We start from the raw sequence: 17,903 nt of genomic DNA, 5'->3' as shown, positions 1-17,903 counted from the left end.
ACGTATGGCACATGTGCTCGCTCTTTTGCCGCGAGGCGACATTGGCTTGCAGCATCTTTGGGATTATTGACAGCAGGTGACGGTAACCATAATCGGATCAGGTATGCCGCAATTCCTTGCTGTGCCGGGCCGCCGACAAATCGAACAGAACGTCTAGTTTCATGCTTAGTATTTTCCGCATCTTTTTCTATACCGGCTATCAGCGGCAGCTTCTTATGGTCGGCGCGCTGCTCTTCGGCAGTCTTGCTGAAAACCTCAGCATCGCTACGCTTTGGCCGATCATCTCGATGGCAACCAACAATGTCCAGAAATCGGATAGATTAGTCGAGCGGATCGTCACCGATATCCTCACCTACCTCAACCTGCCGATCACGCTGGGCATCCTTCTGGCTTTCATGATCGTCATGATGTTCGCGAAATTCGTGCTCAGCATGGCTGGCATGGTTTTTGTGGGACAAGAGGTGGCAAATCTCAGCACGCGTTTGCGGCTTCGGCTCATCGACGGGATCATGAAGGCGCGCTGGGGCTTCTTCACGTCACAACCGACCGGCCGCTTCACGGCTGCCGTCAGCACGGATTCGGATCGCGCCGCCACAGCCTTCAAGCAAGCCGGCCTTATCTTCGCGAAGTTTGTCGAAATTCTCGTTTATTTCGTCGGCGCGCTTTTCATTTCCTGGCAGTTCTCCGTCGCAGCCGTTGTCCTCTGCGTGCTGCTATGGATTGCCGTCTCGCGATACATGCGAATGGCGAAACGGGCAGGCCGCGGAAAAACCAAATACAATCAGCGGCTGGCTGGCGCTGTCACCGAGGTCCTCACGAATATCAAGGCATTGAAGGCGATGAACCGTCACGGTCACATTGCCGCAGTGTTTGATACTGATATCGATAAGCTAAGCCGTGCGTTGAGACGCGAAAACGACAGCAATGCCGCCGTCGTCGCGCTGCAGGACCCGTTGCTTGCGGGGTTCCTCGTGACCGGCATTTACTTTGGCTACAATTACTTCGGTATGCCTTTCGAGGCATTGGTTGCAACGATCTGGCTGCTACGTCGGATTGCCGCGAAAATCGGCGAGATCCGCGCCGGCATGCAGGGGATGTTTATCGACTCTTCTGCTTTCTGGTCGACGGTCGCCCTGATCGAGGAAACCGAGATCGAAGCCGAGCAAATGCAAAAAGGAAGCTCGATGATTCTGCAAAACGAAGCCCGTTTTGCGGATGTCAGCTTTGCCTATCCTAGTCGCGACGTGATGAAAGATATCAATATCGCGATCGAAGCCGGAAAGGTCACGACCATCATCGGTCCGTCGGGTTCCGGCAAGACGACGATTGCGGATCTCCTGGTCGGGCTGCATCAGCCGCGTAGCGGGCAGGTGCTGATCGACGGCATGTCGCTAAAAGACGGCGATCTGCGGCAATGGAGAAACCGCATCGGCTACATCCCTCAGGACAACATTCTATTCAACGATACCGTGGCCCAGAATGTTACGCTTGGCGATGCGACGATCGACAATTCACGCATTGAAGCCGCACTCAAACTGGCGGGTGCGTGGCAATTCGTTTCGAGGTTGCCGGCAGGCCTTGATGAGATGGTAGGCGTCCGCGGAAATCTTCTTTCCGGAGGGCAACGACAGAGGCTTTCCATCGCCCGTGCGCTGATCAATGATCCTAATCTGCTCATTCTTGATGAAGCGACCAGCGCATTGGACCACGATACCGCCCTTGAAATCTGCGACAGCGTCCGAAGCTTGGCCGGTCAGCGGACAATCCTCGCCATCACGCATCAATCCTTGTGGATCGATGCTGCTGACCGCATTTACGAGATGGAGAACGGCTCAGTTACGCTGGCCGAGAAACATTCGTCTTAAGGCGTTCGTCAGCGTCACTGCCGGGTCGCCGATCGCGGAGATGGGCCCGGCCTTTTTCGATCACATAGATCCGGTCTGCCGCATCGACCCAGGAGGGTTGATGCGTGATCGCCAGGACGGTGATTTTTCCCGCCTGCCGCCGCACGGCAGCACAAATCTCGGCCTCGGTTTGGGGATCAAGCGCACTTGTCGCCTCATCCAAAATCAGCAATTGGGGTCGATGCGCCAGCGCGCGGGCCAGGGCGATGCGTTGGCGTTGGCCGCCTGAAATCATCATGCCGCGTTCGCCCACGCGGGTCTGCAGCCCGTCCGGCAAACTCATGATGAAGTCATATATGCCGGCGATCCTTAATGCTTCAACCACCTCAATTTCGGTGATGGATGGATCGCCGAGCACGATATTAGCCATGATCGTGTCATTGAACATCAATACTTCCTGCGGCACGTAGCCGATCATCGACCGCCATCGGCGTATATCGATCTCTTTCAGATCCACCCCATCGATCAGGATGCGGCCCGAATCCGGTAGGAACAGGCCGAGCAGCAAATCAGCGACCGTCGTCTTGCCGGAGCCTGACTCGCCAATCAGCGTGGTGATGCCACCTGCCGGAATGTCGATCGAGACATCGTCCAAGACGGCGCCGCGCCCATAGGAGAAGGACACATTCTCCAATCGGCAGCCTTTGGCGAGAGAGGGTTCGGCCGTGCCGCGATGCGGTTCGCTGGCTTCTTCCACTTCTGCAATCGTTGCTTGGACCGCCCAGTACATATTGTCTGACTGCGCCAATTCCTGCATCGCCTTCTGGATCTTCGAAACCGAGTTCATCAGACCATATGTAGCGATGCCGAAAGCCAAAAGGGGTTCGATCGTAATGCCGAAGAACAGATTTACGATATAGATGCCGAAAGCCAGGGTGCAGCCAATAAGGAAGTCGGGGAGAGCACCCGACAATTGCTGCATCATGACCAGATCATACATCGACCGGCGGATCGCCTTCGCCTCCGAGCGCAATCTGGCAATCAGAATGCCTTCCCGTCCCATGGCTTTCAGCGGCTTGTAGCCAATGATCAGATCAGTGAGATCGGCAACCAGGCCGGACAACGAGGTCCGAAATTGCCTTGCCGCCGTGCGTGACGTACGGATCAGGAAGCGCAGCGCCAGTCCCATGAGGAGGCCGAGCGCCACCGCCACGGCAGCCGTACGCCAGCCGAAAATCAGTGCAACCAGCGCCAGAATAATGGCTCTGACGACTTGCATTGATACATTGAGCGCCGCCCGGTACGCATAACCCGCCCAGTTCGCTTCGGGTATCATCGTCACCACGAAGCGTCCCACGGGATTGACGGTGAAATAGGACCACTGTGCTTCCAGGAGGCGGCTGATCAGAGTCTGGCGCAGCTCGCGGCAGATTTCAGCCACGACGACATTGACATATCTATTGATCTGCAACGTGATGACGGCCTTGACGACAAGGCATCCGAGCACGACAACGCAGAGAAAACCAAGGTTGAGCGGCAAGTGCAGTGCTTGGAAAATCTCTTGTATATAGCGCTGCAACGGACCGGTCTTGCCATCCACATTGCCGGTTAGCATGCTGATCATCGGCAATAGGGTCGTCAGGCTGACGCCGTCGAGGACACCTGTCACCAGAAGCCCGATGACAATCGGAATCTGCCGCCAAATGCCATGTTTACGCAGGACGCGATAAACATTGCCAAGGGAGGAGTCGCTAGGCGTATTGGTCGGCTGCATAAGCTTTCTGTCGGTATCGCCGGCCACCGGCCGTTGACGGAATCGAAGGGCCGAATCCGTAGCAAAAGGGCGTGAGGTAGTTCAATCGGAACATTTCCGCCTTGATAGCATCGCGTAAGCAATTGTCAATTTGGCAATCCTGGGACGCCCGCGAAGAGGCCGCTTCGGGGATCTTGAACAGCCCGGCGGCGGAACTCTTGGCATGATTATCAGATGCCTCAAATTTGCGGCAAAGTTGCACTTTGTCAGATAGTTAGTTGCCGAAATGCCCAACAATAACTATCATTACGACAGTTTTGTTAAGGCTGTGGATAAAATGGCAAGTCTGCCGAAGGGGGCCGATTGACCGATGGCTGGGCCTGAGCAATTGTGTGGTCGAGACAAAACGGAAACAGTCGGTAGTTGGGTATGAAGGAGCGGTCGGTGGAATACAAGGTCTTCATTCAGACCAATGACGAGCAATATCTGGGAGCCTTGGTTGCCGCTCATGCGCTGAAGCGGAACAGCAAGCATGCCGACAAGTTCGATGTCGAAATCATGCATTACAAGGACTTTCCCTGGTTGGAAGCCAAGGTCGGCCAAAAATTCCTCCGTGGGCGGGAACGTCGGGTTTGGAAGCACGATGATTTGCAATCCTTTACGCCCTTGCGGTTCGCACCACCTAAGCTGATGAACTACCAGGGTCGTGCGGTTGTTATCGATCCGGATTGCTTTGCCGTCGCAGACATTTGGGACCTGCTGACCCGCGACATGCAGGGCAAGGCCTTGATGTGCCGCATCAGGCCAGCTCTCAAAGATCTCGCGGAATATCGGGCCTCATCGGTCATGTTGCTGGACAATACGAAACTGCATCATTGGGATGCCGAAAAGACTTTCAATGAGCTTTTCGAGTTCAAAAAAGATTATATGAAATGGGTAAAGCTGGAATATGAACCCGATGACACCGTGGGGACCCTTGAAGACGAGTGGAATGATTTCGATCGACTGACCCCGCAGACAAAGATCTTGCATAATACCTATCGCCGCACGCAACCCTGGAAGACCGGCCTGCCGATCGATTTTACGGTTCGTGCTAAGGCGAAAAGCTTCCCGGCCTCCGTCGTCAAGTCGGTCAAGCGGTGGTTCAATGGCGGCAAGCCCAAGATCTATCGACCGCATCCGGACCCGAAGCAGGAGCAGCTGTTTTTCGATTTTCTATCCGAATGCCTGGAGCAGGGCATTGTCACGGAAGAAATGCTGCAGCGAGAAATGGCATCGAACCACATTCGGCATGACGCCCTACAGTTATGCCATCGCCAGGCGGCGTAGTCTGCTTAGCCGACTTGATTTGAGTTTATTGATGATGGGTAGGGTGGAGGAGTAAATGGTCGCGGCTACCGCAGCCATGGGAATGTCGGTGCCACAGCTGCTTGCCAACGTGACGCCCGATCAGATCTGCACGTCACCATATCCGCATTTCTCGATGCAAAATGTCTTGCCGCGGGACGTCTACAGCGCATTGGATCGAGAGTTTCCTGACTTGGCGACGGTGCTAAACGGACGCACGAGCTATGGCAACAACGAAGCGGTCCGTATGAGTGCAAAACAGGTGCTCGCCGATCAGCGAATTTCGCCCTTATGGCGCAGCTTTTTTGAATACCATACCTCCGCGGAATATTGGCGCAATGTAATCCGCCTGTTCGGAGATTTTTTTCGCCAGGAATTTCCCGGCCTCGAAACGCGCTTGGGTCGGCGATTTGAAGATTGGCGCGTCATTCCTCGCGGTTTCAGTGGCGAAGCGGAAGTCCGTCTCGATTGCCAGTTCGTCATGAATACACCGGTGACGCAGGTCAGCAGCGTCAAGAGTCCACATGTCGATTTATGCGACAAAATCTTCAGCGGGCTATTTTATTTCCGCGATCCGAACGATACGACCGCCGGCGGCGATCTACAAATGTATGCTTGGCAAAGATCGCCGCGCTTCATCAAACATCGCACGATGAACCGCGACATCAAGCTAGCGAAGACAATTCACTACGCGCCGAATACTTACCTGTGTTTCGTTAATTCGGTGAAAGCCATTCACGGTGTCAGTCCGCGTGGCATCACCGCGATTCCGCGGCGTTATATCAACTTCATCGCCGAGTTGCCGGTCGAAGCTTTTCGACCACAGCAACTCAATCGGTGGCAGCGGATTTTGTATAGATCGGAGCTGAACGCCGATACTGGCGAAGAGCGCTATTGAAGGCGAGACTGGTTTAACTTGCAACTGCCGAGGATGACAGGACGCGCCGTTCCCACAAAACACGAATTCGATCGGTTACGATCCGCCGCTCGATTTCCGTCACGCGTTCCGTTGTCCAAGACCTGAAGGTCTCGCGCCCCAGGGGCCGGGCAATTCCTTGACCATAAAGTGTCGCTTCAAACCAATCGACGTTATTCCGCGGACGAAGAACGCCGTTATGTGTCATCGAATCGAACAAACGATCGATCATGTCGCGCCGGCTACCGATATTTTTGCGTCGCTCTCGACGTAGCCGCAGCCACCGGCCAACGGTATTGAGCCACGTAGTCGATCCCAGCTCGCGCCGCGGCAAGGTATATATATAAGTCGGCTTCGCCCGGTCTGCTGCCTCCGCGATCATCGTGACGCTGTCATTCGTAACGATGAAATTATCAGCCAACGCAAGAAAACCGTAATAGGGATTGGGGACATCCTTGGCCCAGCGGAAGAAGAAATGCGGATTTGGCATCTTCCCTTGCAGGATGTCAGCAACATCCGCAGGTGTCCGCGGACTGGTCGTCACCAATAACGAACCGCCAACCTGTCTCTGATAGTCGGACATCTGATCGACCAGGTTCTGCGCATCATCCTGGTCAAAACTGAGTTGCGCCGTGTCGCCGCCGACCAGAACAGCGGTCCAAGGTTTTGGCAAATGTGCGAAATGCTGCTGCCAAAGTTCCGCTTCTGCAGCGAGTTTTTTTTCATCGTGCAATGTAATCGGCATCGACAATCGAATCACATTGTCGCCGGGCGGCATGCTGAACTGTGGCGTCGTCACCAAAAGATCGAAATGATGATAAGCGGTACGCGGCCGGCCGAGCTGAACACTGATGGCATGATCGCAGGTCTGCTCCTTAATCCACCGCACGACCGACGCTGACGATTTTCCAATCGCGATGACAATGTCAGGCCAGGGTGGGGTAAGCGGCTTGGTACGGTTTTTGTCTACACCGACCAAAGACGCGCCGCGCTCCCGAAACGACACATCGCAGTTCGCGTCGTAAAAAATCTGCTTGATCTCGCTCGGCCACCCGAAGTCTTGGCTGAGCGTTTTACCGAGCGCAAGCACCTGAGCATTGTCGCCGTAACGTTCTCCTAGGAGCAACCAGATACGTGGAACAGGCGGCAAAGAAGAGTAGCCTGCTCGCTCCGACGGCAGTCCAACTCCCTCCGCATCTACAGCCTTACTGCCCTGCATCCTGATCCAATTCATCTTGGCGACACGCGGAGAACATAATGAAAGCGCAATCGCTTCTTAGTATCGTAGTTGGGGTATCAAAGGTAGAAGATCAACCAAGCCGGCCAAGAATAATAACAAAATTGTGACATGCACCACAACTTTCCCGGAATTTGTTGTACTTCTCCACCAACTTGGTGATCTCGCCCATGAGGACCGACTGCCCTTTCTTCACACCGTCCCACAATTAAACCGTCATTATTTCAACTGGCTGGTTTGCTATGATTGTATTCGCCCGAGTTCTATTTTTCCTATGCTGCTGCATCTTTTCCTTCTCTGCTCGCGCGACCGATCTATCTGCCGTCGAAGGCGCGGCCGGCGAGTATCGTGACGCCATTGTCAGCGAACGTTTGCCAGACGGCGAGCGCGACCCGCAGAAATTGTTGGCAAATCTGTCAGCCTCGATGGAGCAGAAGAACTGGGCAGCGGTAACCGAAATCGCCCGACGACTGATCAAGCTGGGTGAATACCGTTACGAGATTTGGGATTCGCTCGCCGTTGCGAATGAGCGTCTAGGGCCGGATCTGGATGCGGTTTATGCCGCCATGATCGCAAGTCAACAGGCCGTCGCGCCGCAACAACGTGGCACTCAGTTGCTCCGGGTCGCGCGTAACCTTGAGAAGGCTGATCGCGATGCCGAGGCTCTGACGGCTTTTGAACAGGCTGCAGCTTTGACCGCCGATCCGGAAGCCAGCGATGGTCTCCATCGGCTCAGCGCACGGCTGGCATTTCATATCGTCGGGAATTCGACGGCGGGAAGTGGTGACCGGGCTCGCGCCTGTGTCGAGTTCGACCGGTCGCTGCGCAGCACGACGCAACTGCGCTATGAAGATTACGTGCGGGTGACACCGGAAGCGCGGCTTTCTTTCCAGACGCAGGGCGACACATTGTGCATCGACGGGCTTGCCTATAGCCAATCCTATGAGATCAGCATGCTTCGCGGCTTGCCCGCCGCCATTAGCGGCCGATTAGAGAGCGATGAAAAGATCGAGGTTTCCATCGGTGACCGCGAGCCTTCGGTCGGCTTCCGCAATCAGGCTTATGTCTTGCCACGCGTCGGTTCAACGGGCGTTCCGCTTTACACGGTCAATGTCGAGCGGGTGAAATTGAAGCTGCTGCGGATCAATGACCGTAACCTGGTCGAGACGCTGAACGAACGGCGCTTTCTGGCCAATCTCTATGAATATGACGGCCGGCGGATCGCCAATGAAAGCGGTGAGGAGGTTTGGCAGGGCTCCATGGATATTGCCATGGAGAAGAATGCCCGTCAGGCAACCTCCATTCCAATCAGCGGGGTAATCTCCAAGCCGGAACCCGGCATCTATGTTCTCATGGCGAGACCGTATCGCAGCGGAGAAGAGGACGGGCAGGATCAGGATAGTCGGTCCTATTGGGATGCCTATGCCACGCAATGGCTGGTCGTATCCGATCTCGGCCTCACAACATTTTCCGGCAGCGACGGCCTCTCCGTCTTCGTGCGCTCTTTGGCCGATGCAACGTCGATCGATAGGGTCGAAGTTCGCCTCCTGGCGCGGAACAACGAAATTCTAGCCAAGGCCGAGACGGATCGCAGCGGCTTTGCGCATTTCGATCCGGGCTTGCTACGCGGTGAGGGCGGGCGGACCGCGACTGCCGTCATGGCGCTGCGTACCAAGGACAGCGATTTCAGTTTCCTCGATCTCACCCGCGCTGCTTATGACCTCAGTGATCGCGGCGTCAGCGGGCGCGCCTCGCCAGGCGAGGCGGATCTCTTCTTCTATACCGATCGTGGTGTTTATCGTCCGGGCGAGACCGTGCATCTCTCCGCGCTGCTGCGCGATTCGACGGCCAAAGCCATCACAGGCTTGCCGATATCCCTTCGGCTACTACGACCGGACGGCATCGAAGCGCAGCGCTACGACAATCTTAAAGACAAAATGGGCGGCTTCCAGCAGGACATGGAAATTGCCGATACGGCGCGCACCGGCTCCTGGACTGTAGAAGCCTATATTGATCCCAAAGGACGGCCGGTCGCCACGACGACTTTCCTGGTCGAGGATGTTGTGCCGGCGCGGATTGAAGTTGCCGGCAAACCCGAGAGCGATACGCTGACGCCAGGCCAGAACAGCGCCATCGATGTAACGGCGAAGTTCCTCTATGGCGCTCCGGCCGCCGGTCTTGTCACCAAGGCTGATATTCTGGTCGGCCGTGATCCCAAACCATTTCCGGCTTATTCCGGCTATCAGTTTGGTCTCGCCGATGAAGACGTCGAGGCAAAGCGGATCGCCTTGGCGGATCAGCAGACCGATGCGGAGGGCCGTGTCCGATTGCCGATCCAATTGGCGGATCTGCCCGATGTGCAATCGCCATTGGCGGCAAATCTGCGCGTGGAAGTCTACGAATTCGGTGGCCGCCCGGTCATCAAGAGCGTGTCTCTGCCGATCCGCCGCGACGGCGTGGCGCTCGGGATCAAGCCTGGTTTTGCGGATAGTGAAGCCGCGGAAGGTAGTACCGCCGGTTTCGAAGTGATCGCGCTGGACAAGGACGGCAAGACCGTCGCCAAGCCTGATCTGCAATACCGCCTCGTCAAGGAGAACTGGGACTACAACTGGTATTTCACCAATGGCAGTTGGGATTATGCCGTGACGGTCAGTGACGGATCGGTCACCACCGGTTCGGTGACCGTACCGGCCGATAAGCCGGGGACGGTCCAGGCAGCTGTCGATTGGGGCAATTACCGGCTTGAAGTCTTCGACCCCGTCAGCGGCAGTGCGGCATCCGTCCGCTTCCATGCCGGCTGGAGCGCGAAACCAGGTACCGCGGAGACACCGGACAAGCTGACGCTGACGGCCGACAAGCCCGTCTATCAGCCGGGCGATACCGCGGATGTCATGATCCGGCCGCCTTTCGACGGCGAGGTGCTGCTCACCATCGCGACCGATCATGTCATCGAAAAACGGATCGTCACGGTGCCCAAGGAGGGCAAGACCGTTCGCCTTTCGGTGAATGGGGAGTGGGGGGCCGGCGCCTATGTTTTGGCCAGCGCCTTTCGGCCCGGTGAAAAAGCCGAACGCGGTCCTGGGCGGGCAATCGGCGTGACCTGGCTCGGCATCGATCCAAAGCCGCGCCAATTGCTGATTTCCATGACCGTGCCGGATAAGGTTTTGCCGCGCCAGCATATCGACCTGCCAGTCACCATCGGCAATATCTCGAGTGGCACCGCCATGCTGACCTTGGCGGCGGTCGATGAAGGCATCCTGCAACTGACCGATTTCGCAACGCCCGATCCCGTGAACTTCTATCTCGGCAAGCGACGGCTCGGCCTGGAGGTCCGCGATCTCTACGGCCAATTGATCGATGGCAAGGTTGGTCGGCGCGGGCAGATTCGCGAAGGCGGCGATGGCGATATGCGCCAGCGCGGTGCGCCGCCGGAAATCAAGCTCGTCGCGCTCTTCTCCGGCCCGGTCACGGTAGACAAGGACGGCAAGGCGATCGTCGGTCTTGACATACCCGACTATAACGGCCGCCTCCGCCTGATGGCGATTGCCTATGACGAGCGGAATATCGGCTCGGCCGAAGCCGGGCTCGTGGTGCGCGATCCGATTGTGGCGGAAATCTCGACGCCGCGCTTCCTGGCGCCCGGTGACCAGAGCGCTTTGTCACTGTCGTTACAGAATCTGGACGGCGTCGCCGGACAATATTCAGTAGCGCTGCACGCGGAGAACGATGTCCAGCTTGCCCCGGACGGCGCGTCCTTCACAACCGATCTGGCGAAAGGCGCAACCACCTCGCGTCGCATTGCCATGCTCGGCAACCGTGTCGGCAGCGGTGAAATCACGCTGACCATCGATGGACCTGGCGGTTATCATCGGGAACGGAAAGTCTCGGTTCCGGTCCGGCCGGCCCAACCGCCGATCACCGAGAGCCGCGTCGCGACATTGAAGCCCGGTGAGAGGCTGGATGTGCCGGCAGCGGCGTTGGACGCCTACCTGCCCGGTACGGGCCTGATCCGCACATCGTTCAGCACGACACCCAATCTGGATGTGCAGACCGTGCTGCAGTCTTTGGAACATTATCCCTATGGCTGCCTGGAACAGACGACCAGCATTGCTTTCCCGCTGCTCTTCACCAGCGAGGTCGCGAAAGCCTGGGACCTGGAAAACCGCTATGAGAAGATCGATGCGGATCAGGTGCAGCGCGCCGTCGCGCGCATCATCGACCGGCAGCGTTTCGACGGGCAGTTTTCACTCTGGAGCAGCAGCGGTCCGGCGGAACCCTGGCTGTCGGCCTATGCTATGGATTTTCTGACCCGCGCCCGGGACAAAGGTTTCAAAGTGCCCGACAGCGCTTATGCCAACGGCCTGAACGGCTTGCGGCAGATCGTGCGCCAGGATATCGGCGATGCCTGGCAGCGTTACACGGTCAGCCTGCCGGCCAAGGCCTATGCGCTGTATGTCTTGACGGCGGCGAGGCAGGCAAACCTCAGCGATCTGCGCTATATTTTCGATACCTACAAGGACAGCGCGCCGACCCTACCGATCGCCCAGCTTTCCGCGGCGCTGGCAGTGAGCGGCGATCAGGGCCGCGCCGCTGAAGGGTTCAAGATCGCCCTGAGTCAAATCGGCAAGCGCAGTGATGTGTGGTGGGATTACGGCTCCCCACTGCGCGACTTGGCGGCGACCATTTCGCTGCTGAGGGAAAGCGGCATGGCCGAGCAGATGCTGTCAGATCAGCAACCGGCTGTCTTGCTTGACCGCCTGGCAGCTTTGCAGAACGGCCGTAAATATCTCAGTACGCAGGAGCAGGCGTGGCTGTTGCTCGCCGCCAGCACCGCCAGCAGTGGTGCGCAGCAGGTCGACCTGAAGATCGGCGGTGCCGAAACCGTGCGGCAGAGCCGCCCGTATACGCGCCTTCTCAATACGGAGAATCTGCGGCAGGGCTTTGCCGTTGCCAATGCAGGACAGGGCGTTATCTATGCCCGCGCCACATCGACCGGCATACTGCAAAAAGATCAGCCGGCCAGCAGCAATGGCTATTCGATCGAGCGCGGCTACTTCCTGCAGGACGGCAAGCCAGCCGATCTTGGCCAGTTGAAGCAGAACGACCTGCTCGTGGTGGTGATCAAAGGCCAAATCACCGACAGGGCCAATCACCAGTCGATGGTGGTGGATCTGTTGCCGGCCGGGCTGGAAATTGAAAATGCGCGGCTCGCCGACCGGCGGCAAACGGCTGAATATGCCTGGCTACCAAGCCTAAGCACCCCGGACTATGAAGAATATCGCGACGACCGATATGTCGCAGCTTTCGACATGGCCGATGCTGATCATTCCAGCTCGAACGACCGTGACTTTACCTTCGCTTATCTCACCCGCGTCGTGTCGCCGGGCAAGTACAAGGTTCCCCCTGTCATCGTTGAGGACATGTACAAACCGGAATTCCGTGCGCGAGGGACGGTCGGTCATATGGAGATCGCAGCGCCGTGACAGACGGCAAAGCAGTTTTGCAGCGGGTAGGGCGGATCCTTGGGGGATCTGCCTGCCTGCTTCTTCTGGCTGCCGTCTTGTTGGATTGGATCTATCCCCCCGATCTGTCCGGCCTGTCCCAACAATCGACCGTGGTGGAAGCGGAGGATGGCAGCGTGCTGCGGGCGTTCACCACGCCCGGCGGTATCTGGCGCTATCCGGTGGACCGGGGCGCAGTCGATCCAAAGTTCGAGCGCTTCCTCATTGCCTATGAAGATCGTCGCTTCGGCCATCATCCAGGTGTCGATCCTTTGGCACTATTCCGGGCGATCGGGCAGGCCCTGCAAGCTGGTCACACAGTCTCCGGCGCCTCGACACTCACCATGCAGGTCGCCCGGCTGCTGGAGCCACGGCTGCGGACGGTGCCGGCAAAACTGATCGAGATGGCCCGTGCCGTGCAACTGCAATGGCATTACAAGTCGGATGAGATTCTTGGCTTCTATATGAGCCTCGCACCTTATGGCGGCAATCTGGAAGGTATCCGCGCGGCGAGCCTCGCTTATTTCGGCAAGGAACCGAAACATCTTACCGATGCCGAAGCGGCATTGCTGGTCGCGCTGCCGCAATCACCGGAACGTCAACGACCCGACCGCAATCTGGCGGCGGCACGACATGGCCGTGACAAGATTTTGCAGCGTCTTTTGTCTGCCGGCGTCATCGACGAACCGGCCTACCGGGCAGCCCTGAGCGAAGCGGTCCCAACGCGGCGCCGGCCGGCACCGATCGATGCGCCCCATCTGGCGCAGCGATTGATCGGGCAGGATCGCCAGCAGACGGGTGGCACGATCGAAACGACGCTTGATGCCGATCTGCAACGTCGCCTGCAATTGCTCGTCGCCCGCCATCAACGCTTGCTGGAGCCCGCAGCCTCGATCGCCGCGCTGGTCGTCGAGAACGATACACGGGACGTGCGTGCCTATATCGGTTCCAGTGACTTTTTTGCCGATCAGCGTTTTGGACAGAATGACATGGTGACGGCCACCCGTTCGCCAGGATCAGCCTTGAAGCCGTTCATTTACGGCATGGGCTTCGATGACCTGCTGATCCATCCGGAAACGGTCATGCAGGACATTCCCATGCGCTTCGGCGATTATGCGCCGCAGAATTTCGACAATTTGTTTCGTGGCGACCTGACCGCTCGTGAGGCATTGCAGAGTTCAAGAAACCTGCCCGCCGTGGCGCTGCTGGACCGTATCGGGCCGGCGCGTTTCGTGCAGCGGCTGCACGATGTCCGAATCACCTTGCAGCTTCCGCCCGAGGCCACGACGCCCGGACTGCCGATTGCCTTGGGCGGGGTCGGCATTTCATTAGAGAATCTTGTTACCCTTTATGCCGGCCTCGCAAATCAGGGACAGGTCAAGCCGCTGCACCTTCAACCGGCAATAACGATGACGACAGATGACGGCGAGACATTGTTCTCGCCGGTGGCAGCTTACTATCTCACGCAAATTTTGAACGACACGCCGCCACCGCCCAGCTGGCTCGCGGGCAGCAACCGCCGCGATGCTACCCGCGTTGCCTATAAGACCGGAACGTCATACGGCTACCGCGATGCTTGGGCCGTTGGCTACAATGAGCGATACACCATCGGTGTCTGGGTTGGCCGGCCCGATGGCAGTTTCTCGCCCGACCGCATGGGGCGCGATACGGCAGCACCTATCCTTTTTGAAGCCTTCGATCAATTGCCGGCGGCACGATGCGCCTTGCCGAATAGAGCACCGTCCGGCGTCATTTTGAGCGACACGCTCGGCTTGCCGGCAAATCTCCGGCGTTACCAAAGCGCGGCGCAATTGGCCGCAGCCGCCCAGGAACATCAGTCGGATCTCAAGCTGCAATTTCCGATCGACGGTGCCACCGTCGAGATGCAGCGGGAGAATGGAAAAACTGAACCGCTTGTCCTGCGCGCCAGCGGTGGCGCCATGCCGTTGCGCTGGCTGGTCAATGGCCATCCGGTGGAGGCCTTGCCTTACCGCCGGCAGACGGAATGGCAACCGGATGGCAATGGCGCTGTGCGGGTTACGGTGATCGACCGGGAAGGGAATAGCGCCAGCGCGTCGGTCTGGCTGCAATAAGAAGCGACAACCGGCAGTAACGTCGTTTGCGCGTTACTGCCGGTCATATAGGTCTAGCCTTGCGTATGGAAGTCGCCGGCCAGTGTTTCAGCTTTGGCAATATCAGCCTTGCTCATTTGGCGGGCGATTTCGCGACGCAACTGCAAAGCATGGCTGGGGGTCACTTGTCCCGGCTGGGCCGCCAAGGACCGGCTGGCCAAGGTAAGCCACTTATAAGCCTCGACCAGATTGGGTTGGACGCCGTCGCCACCGCGGCCGAGCAGCGTGCCGGCAGCATATTGCCCCCGGCCAGAACCTTGCTGGGCCGCCATCAGATACCACTTGAGGGCTTCTTTCTTATCCGTCGTTACGCCCTGGCCGTAGTCGTACATGGAGCCAACCAGGAGCTGGAGATTGGGATCGCCTTTTTCCGCCTGCGGCTCCCAGATGGCGAGCGCCTGCTTGTAATCGCCTTTCTCGAACGCATCCCATCCGGACTTCACATCGGCTGTTTTGGCATCATCGGCTTTGGGTGTGTCGATTTCACCGGCCGCGTTCGCGGACAATGTCGTCGAGGCAGGAACAGACTTCGTCGGGGTAGGAGCAGGCACGGCCTGTGCAGACGGTGTGGCGGCGGGCGGAGCACCGCACCGCTTATACACCGCGCCGATGATCGAGGCCGGCATGATCGGCGGCGCCGATTCGATACTGAAGCTGTCCGCACTGATGAGACGGTAAGTATAACTGCCTTCAGCACCCGGATTGCTGACGATGATCCGGTCGCCTTGCAACACATAGTTCGCCTTCAGCGTGACGGCGATACGTCCATTCAAATAGCTGCGCGTCTCGCCGGCCAGAAACTCCATACCGCCGTCGGGCGGGCAGCCAAGCGAGGGGCCTTGCCATTGCCCGAGCAGCCAATTCCCGGTCTTTGTCTCGGCCGCAACCGACGCCTGCTGCAATGTGGCGACAGCGGGATCGGTTTCCGGGGTGGTAGAATCGGCTCCGCTCGACGAGGCAACCGGCGGGAAAACCAGGGGCTTCGTTCGGTCGGATGATGGCGTCTCGCTGGATGACGTCGCCTCGCTGGCGGCAGACACTGCCGGTTGGCTTTCCGCCGTACTGCTTTGCACTTCCGGAACAGGATCGGCAGCCGGAGCGGGGGCCTCGGAGGCTTCTGCCGGAGCGGAGGCCACTTCGGCTACTGCCATATCCGATGTCGCCGACGAGGCCGCAGCGGATTGGCCTTTTTCTGTGGGTTGATTCGCGGCGGCCGCAGCGGCAGCTGCCTTGCTGTCCAACGCCGACAGCAGATTGGCTGATCCGGCATTCGAACCAAAGCCATCGGCCGTCGTGCTCGGGGCCGCCGTAGGCGCCGCCGCTTGACCTGGGAATAAAGGCTTTTTCACCGGATCGCCCGGCGCATTGGAAACGGGCGGGAGAGCCGACAAGCGCGAGACGGCGATCTGATCGCCGGCCGCAGCTGCTTTACCCAACCATAGCTGCGCCTGTTGCAGGCTATAAGGCACGCCACGGCCGGCGGCATACATGCTGCCCAAATTGCGCATGGCCAAAGGATAATTCTGCTGGGCAGCCATGGAGTACCAGCGGAAAGCTTCCGCCGTATCTTCCAGAACACCAAGACCATGGTCATATAAGGCGCCGATCGCATTTTGCGCCTGGGGATCTCCCGCATTGGCGGCCGTCATCCATTCATTCAGGGCGGTTTGATAGTCGCCCTGATTATAGGCATCAGCACCTTCCTGGAAGCCGGCCCAAGCCGGACTTGCGGCGCAAGCGGTCAAAAATGTGAGCAGCGCTGCCCGAGTAATAATCTTCACTCTCTTCCTCTCAACATGCGATATGGCTCTTATCCCTATTAAGGGAAATAAGTGGCGATTTTGCATCCAACCATGGCGGCCGAGTGCAAGATGGCCTATGGTTAGGGCCCAGAGGCTAGCATGAACCCCAGGCTTTTGCGCCATTTTTGCACTTTTCCGCTTTGGTCCGGGCTTCTTCCCCCGGCCATTTTCATGGCCGCCCTGATTCTGGGCATTCTAACGCCGTTACCGGGGTATGCCGCAAGTAGTGTCAGCCTGGTGGTCGACGCGGATAGCGGACAGGTCCTTGAGGCCGACTCGCCCAATGCGCTCTGGTACCCGGCCTCCTTAACCAAGATGATGACCGTCTATATCGCCTTTTCCGAGATCAAGGCGGGTCAGCATCGGCTCGAGGAGCCGGTAACGATTTCCGCGACGGCGGCCGGCCAGTCGCCGGTCAAGTTCGGCTTTCGGAAGGGCCAGAAGATCACCCTGAGCCAAGCCATTTCCGCCACCATCGTCGCCTCGGCCAATGACGCCGCCGCCGCCATCGCCGAACAGATCGCCGGAACCGAAGCCGCTTTCGCGCAACGTATGACAGAAATGGCGCGAGATTTGGGCATGAGCCGGACCGTCTTCCGCAATGCAACCGGCTTACCCGACAATGAGCAGGTGACGACTGCCGCCGACATGGCGCGACTGGCCTTGGCGCTCATTCATGATTTCCCGGATCAATATCATTTCTTCGGCGATAAAAGCGTCAGCATTGCCGGCCGCACACTGCCGACCGTGAATGGCATCCTGGTCAGTTACCGCGGTGCCGATGGCCTGAAGACCGGCTTCACTTGCGGATCGGGCTACAATTTGGTTGCTTCCGCACGACAGGGAAACCGCCGTCTGGTCGGCGTCCTTCTTGGTGGTGGTAATCGGGGTGAACGGGCGAGCCAGATGGTTGCCTTGCTAAACAAGGGATTCGCTCGGTCCACGAGTGATCTGCCTATGTTGCAGGATATATCCTTAAAGCTCGATGCTTCTGACGCACCACCGCCGATCCGGTTGAAAGGAGGCGATTGCGACCAGGCAGTTATCGCCGGCGGTACATCGACGACAACCGTTCCCCGGGTCAGCGGTTGGGGAATCGTCTTCGGTTCCTTCAACGATCAGAAGAGAGCGCAGGCGGCGGTGAGTGCAGCCCGCAAGAGACTTCCAACCGCTTTGGCGACGAAGGGTAAGCCCGCCATTATTCGCCGCGACTATGAAGGGACATCCCGCTACAGCGCACTCCTCGTCGGTCTGGCGCAAGCCGATGCCGGGAGAGCCTGCAAGGCAATGTGGGAAAATAACGCCTATTGCTTGGCCCTCAGTCCGCAGGTTCTCAAAAACCCACAAGCTGTCTGGCGCTGACAAAAGGCG

At 58.2% G+C, this 17,903-nt stretch carries 10 protein-coding genes; 6 read left to right on the top strand and 4 right to left on the bottom strand.

Annotated elements, in window-relative coordinates; genetic code table 11:
- Positions 1 to 320: 320 nt before the first annotated feature.
- Entirely contained in the window at positions 321 to 458 is a 138-nt protein-coding gene (locus tag SMD27_RS09775; protein WP_320508679.1) for a hypothetical protein, read from the bottom strand.
- Between SMD27_RS09775 and SMD27_RS09770 the strand changes: the two genes are divergently transcribed.
- Positions 396 to 1,865, top strand: coding sequence for an ABC transporter ATP-binding protein (locus SMD27_RS09770; protein ID WP_320508660.1), 1,470 nt, complete (start codon positions 396 to 398; stop codon positions 1,863 to 1,865). The genes SMD27_RS09775 and SMD27_RS09770 overlap by 63 nt on opposite strands.
- On the opposite strand, the gene SMD27_RS09765 is transcribed toward SMD27_RS09770, so the two are convergent.
- The gene (locus tag SMD27_RS09765; protein WP_320508179.1) at positions 1,837 to 3,618 is read right to left on the bottom strand and encodes an ABC transporter ATP-binding protein; all 1,782 of its coding nucleotides are present in this window, start codon (positions 3,616 to 3,618) and stop codon (positions 1,837 to 1,839) included. The genes SMD27_RS09770 and SMD27_RS09765 overlap by 29 nt on opposite strands.
- Before the next feature lie 423 nt (positions 3,619 to 4,041).
- Here SMD27_RS09765 and SMD27_RS09760 point away from each other — a divergent pair, with 423 nt between their 5' ends.
- Together SMD27_RS09760 and SMD27_RS09755 are read left to right on the top strand one after the other, a co-directional pair.
- Positions 4,042 to 4,926: a hypothetical protein gene (locus SMD27_RS09760; RefSeq protein WP_320508178.1), complete on the top strand. Its 885-nt coding sequence runs from the start codon at positions 4,042 to 4,044 to the stop codon at positions 4,924 to 4,926.
- Between the two features lie 55 nt (positions 4,927 to 4,981).
- The gene (locus SMD27_RS09755; protein WP_320508177.1) at positions 4,982 to 5,842 is read left to right on the top strand and encodes a hypothetical protein; all 861 of its coding nucleotides are present in this window, start codon (positions 4,982 to 4,984) and stop codon (positions 5,840 to 5,842) included.
- A gap of 13 nt (positions 5,843 to 5,855) precedes the next feature.
- Here SMD27_RS09755 and SMD27_RS09750 read toward each other — a convergent pair whose 3' ends face one another.
- Positions 5,856 to 7,079, bottom strand: coding sequence for a mitochondrial fission ELM1 family protein (locus SMD27_RS09750; protein ID WP_320508176.1), 1,224 nt, complete (start codon positions 7,077 to 7,079; stop codon positions 5,856 to 5,858).
- 260 nt (positions 7,080 to 7,339) lie between these two features.
- On the opposite strand from SMD27_RS09750, the gene SMD27_RS09745 reads away from it, so the two are divergent.
- Both SMD27_RS09745 and pbpC read left to right on the top strand, forming a co-directional pair.
- Positions 7,340 to 12,580 carry an alpha-2-macroglobulin gene (locus SMD27_RS09745; RefSeq protein ID WP_320508175.1) on the top strand — a complete coding sequence of 1,747 codons (5,241 nt, stop codon included), beginning with the start codon at positions 7,340 to 7,342 and terminating at the stop codon, positions 12,578 to 12,580.
- A complete protein-coding gene (gene pbpC / locus SMD27_RS09740; protein ID WP_320508174.1) occupies positions 12,577 to 14,691 on the top strand; it encodes a penicillin-binding protein 1C in 2,115 nt (704 codons plus the stop codon). Before SMD27_RS09745 ends, pbpC begins: the two co-directional genes overlap by 4 nt.
- Before the next feature lie 53 nt (positions 14,692 to 14,744).
- Here the strand turns inward: pbpC and SMD27_RS09735 are convergent, their stop codons facing one another.
- Positions 14,745 to 16,511, bottom strand: coding sequence for a tetratricopeptide repeat protein (locus tag SMD27_RS09735; protein ID WP_320508173.1), 1,767 nt, complete (start codon positions 16,509 to 16,511; stop codon positions 14,745 to 14,747).
- Positions 16,512 to 16,703: 192 nt separating this feature from the next.
- On the opposite strand from SMD27_RS09735, the gene SMD27_RS09730 reads away from it, so the two are divergent.
- Positions 16,704 to 17,894, top strand: coding sequence for a D-alanyl-D-alanine carboxypeptidase family protein (locus SMD27_RS09730; RefSeq protein ID WP_320508172.1), 1,191 nt, complete (start codon positions 16,704 to 16,706; stop codon positions 17,892 to 17,894).
- Positions 17,895 to 17,903: the final 9 nt, after the last annotated feature.

Origin of the sequence: Dongia soli (assembly GCF_034044715.1) — a bacterium.
Lineage (GTDB): Bacteria > Pseudomonadota > Alphaproteobacteria > Dongiales > Dongiaceae > Dongia_B > Dongia_B soli.
The sequence above is the reverse complement of the archived record's forward strand: the minus strand, read 5'-3'. Positions and strand labels throughout refer to the sequence as shown.